The following is a 14,864-nucleotide window of genomic DNA, read 5'->3' as shown; positions in this document are numbered from 1 at the left end:
TCGGATTGGGATGCTTTTAGGATTCGAATTGGACGTATCTGGATTCGGGTTGAATGCTTATATTCTTCGGTCTTATATCAAATTTCCAGACAGATTCCTAAAAAAGATTTCTAAACAATTATTCGAATTCGAGGAGCTTTCAGTCTATTTTTTAAATAGTTAACTATAAAAATATCATAACCTGCTGATAAATTGTAAGTTAATATAGGATAAAAGCAAATCGTATAGGCAAGTATACCTAAAAGACTTATACAATAAAGCAAAAGAGTAGGGTAAAATTAAAAGTGTCAGAGTGGGATCTATACAAAAATATAAATTACATAGCTTACGAAGTGCTGGCACAGGTAATACAGACCAAATGAAATGTAATACAGCACCGGAAGAATAAAATAAAGAGAATAAAGGCTTACTATGAGCAACACTAATACACAAAACAGTACCCAGGAAGAAGAAAGCTTCCTGGTTTCCCTTGGAAAGGATTTGCTGTCAGTTGCGGCTGTCCTGATAGCCTTTATGGTTCTTTCCAAACTGGCGTTCGGGCTCTGGACACCCATGGTCGCAGTGGAGTCCGGAAGTATGAAACCACATATGCAGGTAGGAGACATTATCTTCATTAAAAACATCGATCGAGTTGATCTTGTTACCAATGAAGAAGGGAAAGAGTCAGGTTACATGACCTTTGGGGACTATGGAGACGTGATTCTCTATCGACCCTACGGGCAGGAAGGTATAACTCCTATAATACATAGGGCAATGTACTGGGTGGAAGCCGGCGAGCCTATGTGGGAAAACGGTCCTGCTGCCCCTTACTCAGGATACATTACTAAAGGAGACAACCCTACTACCAACAAGCACTATGACCAGGAAGGACAGATAAGTTACTATGTACCTGTGAAGGACGAATGGATAATAGGGGTTGCAAGGTACAGAGTTCCTTATCTTGGATATGTCAGGCTACTCTTTTCATGAGTCCTTTGATCATAAACCCTTTGAATTGTATGCCAGCCATATGTCAACTGGCAGATGATCGCCTCAAAGATATACCCAATGGCTATTATCTTCTCGTGGTTATATAGCCACATTAACTGTATAACCACATAAACTGTATAACCACATTATCTGCACATTTAATTTCAAGTATAAACTCCGTAATTAACCTCCGTAATTAACTCCAACCAACTATCAAACCTCAATCAAGTTTTGCGTTCTTCATGGAGGAAACGAACCAGACTTTCACTCCTGGTTCAAGTATCTGGCTTTTAACTTCTTTTCATCTATAGAAAAAGTTGGAAATCATAAGAGATACGAGACTTAGAAAACATAAGAGATACGAGACTTAGAAAACATAAGAAACATGAAACTTAAAAAACTAAAAATTGGCAGGACCGAACTTCCCGGAAATCTTCTTCTTGCACCCATGGCAGATGTAACAAATCTGGCTTTCAGACTGCTTTGCAGGCAGGATGGAGCTGACCTGGCCTACACAGAGATGATCAATGCAGATGCCCTGCTCAATGAAAGCAGGAAATCTTTTATTAAAGGGCTGAATTCTCCTGAAGACAGGCCTTTTGGGGTTCAGCTTGTGGGAAGCTGCCCTAAGAAACTTAGGGAAGCTGCACTTTTTGTTGAAGAAGAGTATGAACCTGAGGTCATAGACATTAACATGGGCTGTCCTGCAAAATGTATCACAGGGGCTGGTTGCGGCTCGGCTCTCCTCAATTCTCCGGAACTTGTCCGTAAAATAATCTCAGAACTTGCGGATGCCCTGAATACTCCGGTCAGCGCAAAGATCCGCCTCCTCGGAAAGGAGGAAAAAACCCTTGAAATTGCCTGCCTGATAGAAAAGGCAGGAGCATCTGCCCTTACCGTGCACGGTAGGACAGCCGCACAGATGTACTCGGGCAATGCGAACCTTATGGGGATAAAAGCAGTCAAAAATGAGCTTTCGATCCCTGTGATTGCAAACGGGGACATCAAGGACGAGGAATCTGCAAAAAAAACTCTGGAGCTGACAGGCTGCGACGGACTTATGATAGGGCGCGCAGCAATGGGAAACCCTTTTATTTTTAGAAGGATCAGGCACTACCTGGAAACCGGTGAGAAACTTGAGGTTGAGAGACAGGCCAGACAACTTGAAGATTTTGAAAAATATATTTCCCTTCTTGAGAAACACAACCTGCTTTCATCCATAAACCTCAGGATGCACGCACACTGGTTTACTAAAGGACTGCATGGCTCGCGGCACGTCAGAGAAAAAATTAATAGTCTGAAAGATGGGAAGGCCATAACTGAACTGATGAGAAGTTCCTGTCAGGAAAAATATTAAAAATACTCAATTTTTAGAGTTAAGCTTTGTTTACAATAGGATAAAGAGAGAACATGGTTAGGAGACAGGTTAACCTGAAAACCATAATAATAAAACGTTTAAAAAATAATTTAAAAGGAGAAATATTTGTAAAGAGTTTCTCGACATTCACCGAAAAACTAATAATAATCTACACTATTATCCATGAACTATCAGGCACCAAACGGCGTGAATATATAATTGAAAATATATTACAATCAAAATAATTATGATCCATCAATTATGAATACTATGAGGTTAACAATTTTGCCGTCCAAAGTTTTGAACCATTACCAATCCGCCTTTGGATATTAATTGGTGTCTGAAGAAAAAGCCGGATACAAAACCGTACGGGGTAGAGGTACGGATTCCTGATCTGGCAAGAATTAATAAGAGATTAACATCAGGTTAACTCGATTAACAGCAGTGTGCCGACATCCAAACTACAAATATGCCATACAGACTGCCGAAAACAGCAAAAAATGCTTGAAAAACATTAAAAAATAATAAATTAAAACCGCATTTAACAAGGAGAATCCAGATGAAGGAAATCAGAATACACGGTCGAGGAGGCCAGGGTTCTGTTACTGCAGCTGAAATGCTTTCCGTTGCAGCTTTTGAAGACGGAAAGTTCAGCCAGGCCTTCCCTGCTTTTGGGGTAGAGCGCAGAGGTGCTCCTGTGCAGGCATTCACGAGGCTCAGTGACAGTCCGATCAGGCTCCGAAGCCAGATATACACACCAGATTACGTGATCGTCCAGGATGCCACCCTGCTCGAAACAGTCAATGTTGCAAGCGGGATAAAAGACGATGGCATTATCATTATCAACACAAAAGAAAAACCCGAAGACCTCAAACTTGATACAAAAGCAAGAGTCATGACCGTGGACGCCACAAAGGTGGCAATGGACATTATAGGTCTTCCTATTGTGAACACCGTCCTCCTTGGAGCTTTTGCAGGTGCAACCGGAGAAATCAATGTGGAATCCATTAAAAAAGCCGTAAAGGACCGCTTTTCCGGCAAAGTAGCCGATAAGAACGCTCAGGCTATCCAGAAAGCTTATGAACTTATCAGGGGGGAAGAAGCATGAAGGTCCCAATTGGAGGAACTTGTGAACCGGGTTCAACCCTAGCAAATAAAACCGGAGGCTGGAGAAACTTCCGTCCTGTTTATATTTATGAAAAATGCACCAAATGCGGAATCTGCCAGATTGTGTGCCCGGATATGTCAGTTCTTCCCAGAGAAGATGGCTTTTTCGAGTACAACTATGATTACTGCAAGGGATGCGGCATCTGTGCAAACGAATGCCCTGCAGATGCAATTGAAATGATTCTGGAGGAGAAATAATGCCGCTCAATTCAGCTGACAAGGCCAAAATGGTCGTTGTGGAAGGTTCCTATGCAGTTGCCCATGCAGCAAAGGTCTCCCGTCCAAACGTGATTTCCGCCTATCCTATCACCCCTCAGACCCATATTGTCGAAGACCTATCCCAGTTTATGGCAGATGGGGAAATCCCGAACTGTGAATACATCAACGTGGAATCCGAATTTTCGGCAATCTCGGCCCTTGTGGGAGCCTCGGCAGTCGGGGCAAGGACATATTCCGCAACCACATCCCAGGGGCTTTTGCTCATGCACGAGGTGCTCTTCAACGCTGCAGGAATGAGGCTTCCCATTGTCATGACCGTGGCAAACAGGGCAGTCAGTGCCCCGATCAATATCTGGAATGACCACCAGGACTCAATCGCCCAGAGAGATACAGGCTGGCTCCAGCTCTATGCCGAAGACGTTCAGGAAGCAGCAGACATGGTCCCACAGATCTTCAAAATCGCAGAAGACAAAGATGTGCTCCTGCCGGGCATGGCCTGCATGGACGGGTTTATCCTTTCCCACGTCTACGAACCTGTAGTGCTGCTTGAGCAGGACCTTACTGACGAGTTCCTGCCTAAATATGAGCCTGAATACGTGCTTGACCCCAAAAACCCCCTGACCTTCGGAGCCTTTGCAGACCCCTCGACTTATACTGAGTTCAGGTACCTGCAAGAAAAGGCAATGCAGGCAGCCCTTCCGAAGATCGAGGCTGTTTCCAAAGAATTCGCAGAGATCTACGGCAGGGACCACGGAGGTCTTATTGACGGTTACCAGCTTGAAGATGCTGAGGTCGTAATCATGGCTATGGGCTCCCTTGTGGGCACTCTCAAGGATGTAGTTGACAGGTACAGGGCAAAAGGCGAGAAGATCGGTATCCTGAAAGTCAGGTCTTTCAGGCCCTTCCCGAAGATGCAGATCAGAAAAGCCCTGGCAAATGCCAATGCTGTTGTCGTGCTTGACAAGAACATCTCCATCGGAACCAATGAAGGTGCTCTCTTTACCGAGACCAAGGCCTGCATGTACAACAGTAGATGCGATATTCCGATTATCGGCTACACCTTAAACCACGGAGGCCGCGATGTGTCCGTACAGCTCGTAGAGAAGATAATCGAAGAGACCAAGAAGGTTGCAAAATCCGGTATCACGGTTGAGAGCCAGTTTGCTGACGTCAAGGAGGAGTTGCTATGAGTAAACCCGCACCAAAAACTTACCTCTCTCCGGGGCACAGGGGCTGTGCAGGCTGCTGTGACGCCCTTGCCTCAAAATTCATGCTCATGGGTGCAGGCCCGGACACTATAGTGATTAACCCTACAGGCTGCCTGGAAGTTATGACCACACCCTTCCCGGAATCTGCCTGGCAGGTCCCCTGGATCCACTCCCTCTTTGAAAACGGAGGTGCAGTAGCATCAGGCGTCGAAGCTGCTTTAAAAGCCCTCGGCAGGAAAGGAAACACCAGGGTCATCGGAGTCGGCGGTGACGGCTCGACTATGGACATAGGGATTAGATCCCTTTCAGGTGCCTTCGAAAGGGGCCACGACATTACCTACGTCTGTGTAGACAATGAAGCCTACATGAACACCGGGATCCAGAGAAGTTCAGGAACCCCCTTCGACGCTTCCACAACAACAAGCCCCGCAGGTAAAGTTTCCTTCGGAAACCCGCGCCCCAAGAAAGACATGCCCGCCATCATGGCAGCTCACGGCTCCCCGTACGTTGCCACAACTTCAATCGGTTTCCCGCGGGACATGATGAGAAAGGTCAAGAAAGCTACCGAAATTGTGGGCCCTACCTACATCCACTCCCACGCGCCCTGCCCAACCGGTTGGGGCTTCGATGGCTCCAAGACCATCGAAATAGCAAAACTCGCAGTCGAGACCTGCCTCTGGCCCATGTATGAAATGGAAAACGGCGAGATCACCCAGGTCAGAAAAGTCAAGGATTCGAGACCAGTCGAGGAATACCTCCGCGCTCAGAAGCGGTTCAAACACCTTTTCACCATGGAAGGCGGCGAAGAAGAAATCGCAAAGATCCAGGCTGCTGCAGACTGGAACATAAAACACTACGGACTTCAGTAAAAACTGAAGTTTCACTTTTTTATTCTTTTATTGAGTTTTGATTACTGGATTTTTGATTTCAATTTTTTTGCCGGATTTTTAATTTTCAGATCTGTTTTCAAACTTCGGAAGGATGTTCCGAGACTCAGGAGTTTCGGAGGAATCTGGCATACAACCGCAATTATTTAACTCATGTTTTCTGAGTAATTAATGAAGATATTTTCCAGAAACTTTTTCCAGAGATCTTTTTCATGATCTTTTCTAGAGATGATTCTATGACTTCAACCAGTTCAGTCTTCAGCAAGCTCCCTTCCCGTTATGACACCCTCCAGAAACAATGCCTCCCAAACTGGCAGGCATTCTTCTCCACAGTAATCGAATTTATCCCTGAGCCAATCCTAGAGCCGATCCTGGAGTCAATTCCCGAAGGAACAGAAAGGACGAACAGGGAAATCGAGATCCTCGAACTTGGAAGCGGGACCGGATTCCTCACCAGTCTGATAAGGAAAGAAAAACCTGATGCTAAAATCACCTGCATCGACAGAAACCCTGAAATGCTGGCTGTGGCAAAGGAGAAGCCAGAACTGCAGAAGAATGTCACATTCATTGAGGGAGATATTCTGGAAGAGTGCGAAAAGTGGAAAAATCTCGGAGGGCAGGAAGGGCCCGGGTGGAAAGAAAATTCAGAGGGAAAAGGAAAATTTGATGCTGTGGTTTCCACACAATGCCTCTGCTTCCTTGCTCCAGGTACAAAACACCGTGTTTTCAGACGAATTTATGAGGCTCTCAAACCAGATGGAAGGTTTATTGAAGGAGATGTCTTCAGGCCCGAGAGTGAGTGGGAAGAAAAGATTTACATAGACCACTGGAAACGGTACATGGTTGACCAGAAACTCACCGTTCAAGAAGCGGAAGAAATGTTGAAAACTTTTGAAGATGTGAGGGAGAAGATCGATACCCCGGAAAAGTTCAGGAAGAGACTTGAAGAAGCAGGATTTAAATGGATTTTCTGTCCTTACTGGTACGAGATGTACGCTATTTTTGTATGTACATATTAAGAATGAACAAAAAAACATTGAGTTTTATTTTGACGATGTGAGTGCCTGAATCTGTTTTCATCTGGAAAGAAGGAACCAGAGATTCATATAGGAATACCTCAAAACCAGGAATCGGCTCAAACATTCCAGAAACGGTTCAATGCCTCTTTATCATGGAAGACGGCAAAAGAAATCGCAAGGATCCGGACTGCTACAGGCATGAACATAAAACACTAAGGTCTTCAGTAAAAATCGAAGTCTGAATTTTTATTTTTCTTTTATTTTCTTTTTGAAATTTTGTGAACTTTTTAGACCTTTAAATCCTCAGGGCATTCTTTCTGAATGACACTTATTTCTGAATGTTACTTTTTGATTTTTATTCCCTTTAATGCCTCTGATTTTAATCAAGTATGATTAATTATTTGAAAAAAGATTTCATTTTTAATAGTTATTTGTTTTTTAAAGTAGTGGCATTGCTGAGCTGTGTCAAAATTTTAAAAACTAAAGTCTTGAAACATCATTTGAAAAAATATTTGTTTTTTTCCCCATAACAATATGAATAAAATTGGGATTAAATTAAGAACATTTTAGATAGGAAAAAAGAAACATTATAAAAAAATAGAATTAAAAAAAGGATTAAAAAATCTTTAAAAACAAAAAAAAAGCTTTAAAATCCCAATAAACAATCTAAGTTTTGTCAAATATTTTTGATCCCAAATTATATATTACAAGGTATCTTATTATGAATATTATCAGGAGTATGGTACTAGAAAATACAATAAGTTTGACGATAAAAGATTCAAAGGAAAGAGAAAAAGGATTAAAAAATTAATGGCTGTTTAACTTTGGTTTTATTGTTTGAGGATTAACTGTCTAGATTTATTTGCTGTCAACATCATTTCCAAAATTTATTCAATAGGGAGTGAGGAATTAAAAATTGGTATTTGTCCAACTTAGATTACCTTTTCGGCAAATGTTAATTTTTTGAGTTTAATTATAAATATAGATTCAAATTTTTGAGAAAAAAATCTGGAAGTGAATAAATGAGAAAGAATATCGCAAACCTTGTGGGGATGACCATGTTATCCACTTTCCATTGGATAAGAAAAAACAGGTTATATTCGCTACTTTTGCTGATGTTTTCAGTGATGTTGATCATGTCCAGTGCAGCATCATTAGTACAGGTCGCATCGGCAACCGTATCCTCCGACCAGCTGGAAACCGAATCGAACAATGAAACAGCGCCTGTAGAGGTAACTTCGGCTTGCTACCCCAGTCCGGCATATAAAATAGAAAAGTGCGTTACAGACGTAAATTGTATGGGATCGCAAGCCAGCGTAAAAGAAGCAGGAGATGTTATCACCTACCTGATAGTTGTGACCAATACCGGAGAAGTCGACCTGACAAATGTAACTGTTACGGACTCCCTGATTGCTCTGTCAGGTCCGACAGAGTCAAAGAATGAGGACTGTATCCTGGAAGTTGGGGAAACCTGGACCTACAAAGGCTGCTACGAGGTGACACCGGAAGATATAGACACCAACGGCGACTGTGATGGATACATCGACAACGTAGCAATGGTAGATTGTGATCAGCTGGGGGCAAAATGTGATAGCGTCAGGGTACCCATAGAAGAAACATCTTCAGGAGATGATTCAACAGGGGATGATTCAACAGGAGATGATTCAACAGGGGATGATTCAACAGGGGATGATTCAACAGGGGATGATTCAACAGGGGATAATTCAACAGGAGGAAACCCTGATTATTCAATATATAAATCAATAATCGGAACTGATGAAGCTGGAGATCGTATAATCAACGAAGCTGGGGACATAATCGAATATCAGATAATTGTGAAGAATGAAGGCAACGCGAACCTGACAGGAGTTTCGGTAAACGACCCGATGATTACATTGACAGGACCTGCTGGAGACGATCTTGACTCAGGAGTGTTGAATCCGGGAGAAACGTGGAACTTCTTCGGAAACTATACGGTAACCCAGGAGGATATTGACAGTAACGGTGGAGGAGATGGGGTCATCGAAAATACGGCAATAGTAGGTTGCAACGAACTTCCTGATGAAAACAGCAGTGTACAACAACCGATTACCCTTAATTCAACCGATAGTGATAGCAGTAATAACGCTAGTATAGCCCACTACCACAGTGATGGCGGTACCGGGGAAGCCCGTATCATTCCTAAACCTACTAAAAACGTTGAAGTGAACGAAACTGACAATGAAACGCAGCTTGGACCAGACGCTAGAAATTTTGACCAGAAAACTGAGAGCACAGAAACAGATCTTGGAGATGAACCTGAACAGGAAAAGGCTGGCTTACCAGGGTTTGAACTCGTTTATGGCGCAGCTGGACTGCTTGCTGCAACATTCCTGTATAAAAGGAAGTAAAAACAAAGTGAATCAGATAAAAAAGCGTTAAATAGGCCCGATTCAGAAACAATTAGATGAGGGAATTTAGCCTTCATCTAATTTGCTAACTTTTCTCAATCTAAAGAGATGTTCAAGAAAAATATGATCTTTTTGGTTTATTTCAAAGAACAGCAAACCAGAAAAAGAGATAAAAGTATTTTTTCCGGGGGTTAATCTTAAAAGGCTTCAATAAAATTAAGAACCGGGTATAATGCATCAAAACCCATATTTTCAATATGAAGTAATTAGAAAACGCTAAATGTTAAAAACGAATAGACTCGGAAACCATTGAATGAGCAAAACTTAAAAAATCTACTTATCGAATTGATGGTAGGCATCTGTTTTATAATGCCGTTTTTAGGGAATATCGTTTTTCAGCCTATCGTTTTTCGAGAATTCCGTTTTTTAGGCTACCGTTTTTTAATATATCGTTTTTTAATATATCGTTTTTCGAGAATTCCGTTTTTTAGGCTACCGTTTTTTAATATATCGTTTTTTAATATATCGTTTTTCGAATACTGTTTTTCAGCCTATCGTTTTTCGAGAATTCCGTTTTTTAGGCTACCGTTTTTTAATATATCGTTTTTTAGGCTACCGTTTTTCAAGACACCGTTTTTTATATTCCGTTTTTTTCACAGATGCCTTGAACGCCAGATATCTTTCCCTAAATATAAGACTACGGATGTACTGAAAATTGAATATAACTATCCAGAAGTACTGTAAATTTTCCATAGAGTTTAGGGCTGAAATCAAAGTCGGAAAAGCTTTTTCATATTTATGAGGGACTTTTAATGAGGCCCCGGTTACTTAAAAAACTTTAGATTTAGATCGGCTTTAAATTTACAAAGACCTGATTTCACAAAACTCAGGTATTCAAAATATGAGTCTTTTTAATTTTTTCTGGTTTTTCTTCAATTTCAAGACAACCACAAAATTTCATCCCAATTTGAGCAAATCAATTCACTCATTTAAAAATGTTGATTCATTTACACAAGCATTCACCAAAATTTTCCAAATTGTGGAACTATTTTTGTGGGAATTTCCGACAGCTACAGCTATAAGCCATCAAGTTTAAGAACTAATTATTCTCCAATTCTAGCATTATCCATATTGGAATCTTGCTCTCATTAAAGGTGAGAAACCTTTCCATTTTCCAGTGCTGAAACACCGTTTGTTGAAAAAAGTAAATAGATTGTAACAAAAATTAGTTAGTCCATTATCGGTTTTGAATGACCTTACTTTGTCTACTATATCACATATCAAAGAAAATATTTGTTCCATTGTATTATCTGTCTCAGGTGTAAAACCTTTTTTCAAGAAGCTCACATTCTTGCTGAAAATCTCTTCGGCATAAGAAATCGCTTTATGAGACGCTTCAGAAAGTTCAAGATCAGAGTTAAATTCTCGTATCTTCTGAATATGCGCAACAGCACTGATAACCGTATCAGAAAGTATCAATTGAGATATCTCATTGTAGGTAATCTTATCGTTATCTGGAATCTCTTCAACAGAACTGAATTCCTCATAATACCTCTTACTAACGTTTTTTAATTGATGAAACACACAAAAAGAATGAGTCACTTCAGGAAAGACCATTTTTACGGCTCCAATGATCGCTTTATCCTCATCAGAAACAATCTTTTTGATTTTATCTTCAGGAAATCGGTTCTTTATTCGTATGAAAAGAGGCATCAGAGCCTCAATTGTTGGTAACCTCTCAGTTACTTCAAAATCTAAAATGACCTTCTCTTTGGTAGCAACAACGTAAACAGATTTATATCGCATTTTTTTCCATTCTTTCTTTGTGAGTTTCGTTCCAATAAATTCTTCAAGCTTTTTTTTCCATCCATTCTTGATCCAATTCCCATCAACATACAATGTTTCTTCAAAGCTAACTCCTTGGTTCAAAAGTTCTTGCTTTGAAAGTTTTGCTAGTTTCTGTTCATATAACCACAATGAAGTGGGACAAGGAGCTCTTCCACAGACATTTATTACTCCTTCTGTATATGTTTCCCCAATTCGCCGAGAATTGTGCAGACTGCATCGTCCATCGTATCTGACATTTATTTGTGTATCATAATATTCAGAACTGTAATTTGCAGAACCCTGAACACCAATAACCCGATCATGATAATGTTTCTTACAAGTGGGACAAAGCCAGTATGTAACATTGAGAGATATAGTGCCGTAACGTGATATAATAAAACGAGTGTGATGAGAGTTAACATGTAATTTACTTCCACAACTATCACACTGAGTAGGGGAGAATATAGAGAACATAGGATAGTATCGATTTTCAACCAAAACTTTTGGCAAAGGAATTATTATTTTGCCGTCAACTATCGTTTTTATCATAGATTTATCTATTGCAATGTTTCCTTTTCCCATAAATAGAAAAAATATATCAATATAATTAAAATTTTATTGTTTTGCACGATATAGAGGGAAAACGAAAAACCAGAAAATAATAAAAAGTCTCCAAAATATAGGTTTTCAGGCTGTCTCAAAACTCAAACCATTTCTACAATTGGATAATGAGCAACGTTGAATTTAAAAACAAGACCACCTAAATTAGAGAAATTTATACATGAATTAACCTTGTAGTAGAAAAATTTGACACAATTGTAGAATTAACTTTAGTTTTGAGACAGCCTGTTTTGTGAAATTTTAGACGTTGGAAAAAGAGGAGAGTTATAGAAATGAAACATGAATGAACATAATGAAAAAGAATGGAAAAAAGTTAGCTGCCTGGGAGTTAAATGTCAACCAGGGGCAGCTGTCTTCTGAGGTCCGGCAAGTAACCTTCTCTGTGAAGGGCGATCTTATAATCACTGATTGACCTGCATACCTTGTGTGTGTATTTTATGCAGTCGGTACCAACCACCCCTTTAAACAGCAGCCTTTCTGTCTTTTCTATGAATTCCGGATAGGTAAATACCAGTTCTTCTTTGGTGTGCAGGAAAAGGGCTGTAAAGTCCCTGTGAATACCCATGCTTCTTTTAAGGAGCTCAACGTTGAGGTGATCCTCGGAGAGATAGTTGTTGAACTTCACAAATGTGTAAAAATCTGCGATGTTCTGATTCAAAGAGTTCAGGATTGAATATAGCACATTATCTGTTTCCGGAAGAGGGATATCAGGAAGGTTTAGGTTTTCGCCATCAAAGATTTCGTTTTCTCCAATATTTTGATCCCGGGTTGTCTCGCGGTCCATTTTATCACCCTGGTATAACGTTTTATATTTTAGGTTTTATATTTTAAGAGATAGATCTGGCGGTTTCCGATTTATGGGAACCGAACCAAACGTTAACCTCTTTGAGGTGGCTTACGGACACACCTGCTGGCTTGAGATGGTGGCATTGCAAGTGTATCAGTTGTGCGCCCGGGTGAGATCTGACTGTGCAGGCTACCCTAACCTGTCGCAAATGCATCGCTTCCCCACTAGAAGCGGCTTTGTGGCATCTCACACGGTGCTGTAGACTCCGTTTTTGAATTCCATTTTTGGATTCCATTTTTGGGTTTCTCTTTTGGATTTCGTTTTTGGATTTCGTTTTTAATTACTAATTACTCCAGGAATGTTAACCTTGCAGACCTGGTAGTATAAAAGACTTGATTTAACAATTAGGCTTCTTGCATTTTACCATATATAAAATTATGTCTTAATAAAACTATTCAAATATAATTCTATAGAAGTCAAAAATTTAGTCTTACCAAAAAATTACTTTAATGTATTATATACTGAGAAGCACTGGAATATGTACCTGAGCCTTCAGATCCGAACCTTATACCCGAATTCTGTACAATACCCGAATCCCGTACAATATACCCGAGTTCTGTACAATACCCGAGTTCTGTACATTACCTGAACTCCGTACAATACCCGAGTTCTGTACATTACCTGAACTCCGTACAAATACATTTATAATAGAAGTTCCGGCTGATACAAAAAACCTTGAAAAAAAAATGGCAGGTTTCAGCTCTTTGAAACCTGCCCGCCTTCAAGTATATCCATTCCGACAGCTACAAGCCCGTATACAAAGCTCAGTACAAGAATAATAGTGGCTCCCGACGGGACGTCCAGAGCATAGGAAAGGCCTATTCCCGCAACACTGATCAAGGTCCCGAAGACGGTGGATATAAGCATCATTCGCTTCAGGTTATGGGTAAATTTTCGGCTAAGGGTAGCAGGGATGGTTAGAAGGGCGATCACAAGGATAATCCCCACGACCTTAATAAGGACAACAATTGTTAGAGCAATAATGCAGAGCAGGAAAAGATAGAGCTTTTCGGTAGGAATCCCCTGCACAGTTGTGAACTCTTCGTCAAAGCATAACGCGAGAAACTCCTTATAGAAAAGATATACAGCGCCCACTATGACAGCGTCAAGGACCAGCATCAGGTACAGGTCAAGACGGGGAACCGTAAGGATGTTTCCAAAGAGGTAGGTCATAAGGTCAGGAGCATATCCGGGAGTCAGATAGACAAAAATAACTCCAAGAGCCATTCCGAGAGACCAGAGAATCCCTATTGCGCTGTCTTCCGGGATTTTGGATTTCTTGCTTACGATACCCATGACAAGAGCGGAGAACAGGCTGAAAGGAAGAACCCCATACATGGGATTAATATCTAAATAATAACCAAGCCCGACACCTCCGAAAGAAGCATGGGCAATCCCGCCGCTGATGAAAACGATCTTTTTGACAACAACAAAAGCACCTATGATTCCGCAGGCAATGCTTGCAAGGATTGCGGCTATAAGGGCATTCTGGATAAAAGTATATTGCAGAAGCTCAAACATTTATTATTTCTCCTCAAGAAACTGTTTTTCAAACCCAATCCTTGACTTCAAGAATTCCCTTTGTGCTGCTCCAGCACTCTATGGGGTACTCCGTGAGCGATCAGTTCGACAGGGCACTGGTAAGTGGCTTCCAGGTCCTCAACCGGGATTTCCTTAGAGTTATGGTAGTGGAACGTGCGGTTCAGGCAGGCTATCCTGTCCACATAGACAGAGACTGCGCTGAGGTCATGTGTAACCATAATGATTGCCATTTCATGTTTGAGCCTGTTCAGGAGCCTGTAGAGTTCGTCCTGCATGTGAGGGTCAAGCCCGGAGTTGGGTTCGTCCAGAAGCAGGAGTTTGGGATTAGTTGCAAGAGCCCTGGCGATAAAAACCCTCTGCCGCTGCCCGCCCGAGAGCTGGCCTATCTGCCGATCCTTAAGGTCGAACATCTCCACTGTTTTCAGAGCCTCTTCAGCAGCCTTTTTGTCTTCTCCACTGTACTTTTTCAGAAAACCCGTATGGCTCATCCTGCCTGTCAGGACCACTTCCCAGACACTGATAGGAAAATCGAAGTCAAAACCTTTGTACTGGGGGACATACCCTACAAGATCTCTGCTTTTTTCCGGAGGCTTCCCAAAGAGTTTCACACTGCCTTTATAGGGCTTCAAGAGTCCGAGAAGCACTTTGAGAAATGTGGTCTTTCCACCACCATTGGGTCCTATAATCCCGAGAAGCCCATAAGGCTCTGTTAATTCGAAATTTACGGCTTCGAGGATTGTCTGGTTTCCGTATCGTACCCAGACATCCTTTAACTCTATAACCTTCTCCATTACCTTTCCTTCACCATCGT

At 41.3% G+C, this 14,864-nt stretch carries 12 protein-coding genes; 8 read left to right on the top strand and 4 right to left on the bottom strand.

The genetic code is table 11. The features are described from left to right. Positions 1 to 411: 411 nt before the first annotated feature. The 8 genes from MA_RS00185 to MA_RS00145 all read left to right on the top strand — a co-directional run bounded on the left by MA_RS00185 (position 412) and on the right by MA_RS00145 (position 9,216). Positions 412 to 969: a S26 family signal peptidase gene (locus MA_RS00185; protein ID WP_011020095.1), complete on the top strand. Its 558-nt coding sequence runs from the start codon at positions 412 to 414 to the stop codon at positions 967 to 969. A 385-nt stretch (positions 970 to 1,354) separates the two neighbouring features. Next, complete coding sequence (gene dusB / locus MA_RS00180) at positions 1,355 to 2,326, top strand: tRNA dihydrouridine synthase DusB (protein WP_011020094.1); 972 nt, start codon at positions 1,355 to 1,357, stop codon at positions 2,324 to 2,326. Positions 2,327 to 2,885: 559 nt separating this feature from the next. Further along, a complete protein-coding gene (locus tag MA_RS00175) occupies positions 2,886 to 3,434 on the top strand; it encodes a pyruvate ferredoxin oxidoreductase subunit gamma (protein ID WP_011020093.1) in 549 nt (182 codons plus the stop codon). Further along, the gene (gene porD / locus MA_RS00170) at positions 3,431 to 3,691 is read left to right on the top strand and encodes a pyruvate synthase subunit PorD (RefSeq protein WP_011020092.1); all 261 of its coding nucleotides are present in this window, start codon (positions 3,431 to 3,433) and stop codon (positions 3,689 to 3,691) included. The genes MA_RS00175 and porD overlap by 4 nt, the downstream gene beginning before the upstream one ends. Then, positions 3,691 to 4,902 carry a pyruvate synthase subunit PorA gene (gene porA, locus MA_RS00165; protein WP_011020091.1) on the top strand — a complete coding sequence of 404 codons (1,212 nt, stop codon included), beginning with the start codon at positions 3,691 to 3,693 and terminating at the stop codon, positions 4,900 to 4,902. Before porD ends, porA begins: the two co-directional genes overlap by 1 nt. Next, entirely contained in the window at positions 4,899 to 5,789 is an 891-nt protein-coding gene (porB, locus tag MA_RS00160) for a pyruvate synthase subunit PorB (protein ID WP_011020090.1), read from the top strand. The genes porA and porB overlap by 4 nt, the downstream gene beginning before the upstream one ends. Before the next feature lie 254 nt (positions 5,790 to 6,043). Next, positions 6,044 to 6,826 carry a class I SAM-dependent methyltransferase gene (locus tag MA_RS00155; protein WP_011020089.1) on the top strand — a complete coding sequence of 261 codons (783 nt, stop codon included), beginning with the start codon at positions 6,044 to 6,046 and terminating at the stop codon, positions 6,824 to 6,826. 1,022 nt (positions 6,827 to 7,848) lie between these two features. Then, complete coding sequence (locus tag MA_RS00145; RefSeq protein ID WP_048064794.1) at positions 7,849 to 9,216, top strand: DUF7507 domain-containing protein; 1,368 nt, start codon at positions 7,849 to 7,851, stop codon at positions 9,214 to 9,216. A gap of 1,122 nt (positions 9,217 to 10,338) precedes the next feature. Here the strand turns inward: MA_RS00145 and MA_RS00135 are convergent. The 4 genes from MA_RS00135 to MA_RS00120 all read right to left on the bottom strand — a co-directional run bounded on the left by MA_RS00135 (position 10,339) and on the right by MA_RS00120 (position 14,844). Then, entirely contained in the window at positions 10,339 to 11,625 is a 1,287-nt protein-coding gene (locus MA_RS00135) for a transposase (RefSeq protein ID WP_011020086.1), read from the bottom strand. A 367-nt stretch (positions 11,626 to 11,992) separates the two neighbouring features. Beyond that, entirely contained in the window at positions 11,993 to 12,448 is a 456-nt protein-coding gene (locus MA_RS00130; RefSeq protein WP_011020085.1) for a hypothetical protein, read from the bottom strand. 759 nt (positions 12,449 to 13,207) lie between these two features. Further along, positions 13,208 to 14,032 (bottom strand): metal ABC transporter permease, encoded by an 825-nt coding sequence (locus MA_RS00125; RefSeq protein WP_011020084.1) that lies wholly within the window; start codon positions 14,030 to 14,032, stop codon positions 13,208 to 13,210. Between the two features lie 47 nt (positions 14,033 to 14,079). Beyond that, entirely contained in the window at positions 14,080 to 14,844 is a 765-nt protein-coding gene (locus MA_RS00120) for a metal ABC transporter ATP-binding protein (protein ID WP_011020083.1), read from the bottom strand. Between the last annotated feature and the right edge of the window lie 20 nt (positions 14,845 to 14,864).

The sequence above is a fragment of the Methanosarcina acetivorans C2A genome, assembly GCF_000007345.1.
GTDB classification, from domain to species: domain Archaea; phylum Halobacteriota; class Methanosarcinia; order Methanosarcinales; family Methanosarcinaceae; genus Methanosarcina; species Methanosarcina acetivorans.
Note: the sequence above shows the minus strand (reverse complement) of the source record. Positions and strands in the feature narration are given on the sequence as shown.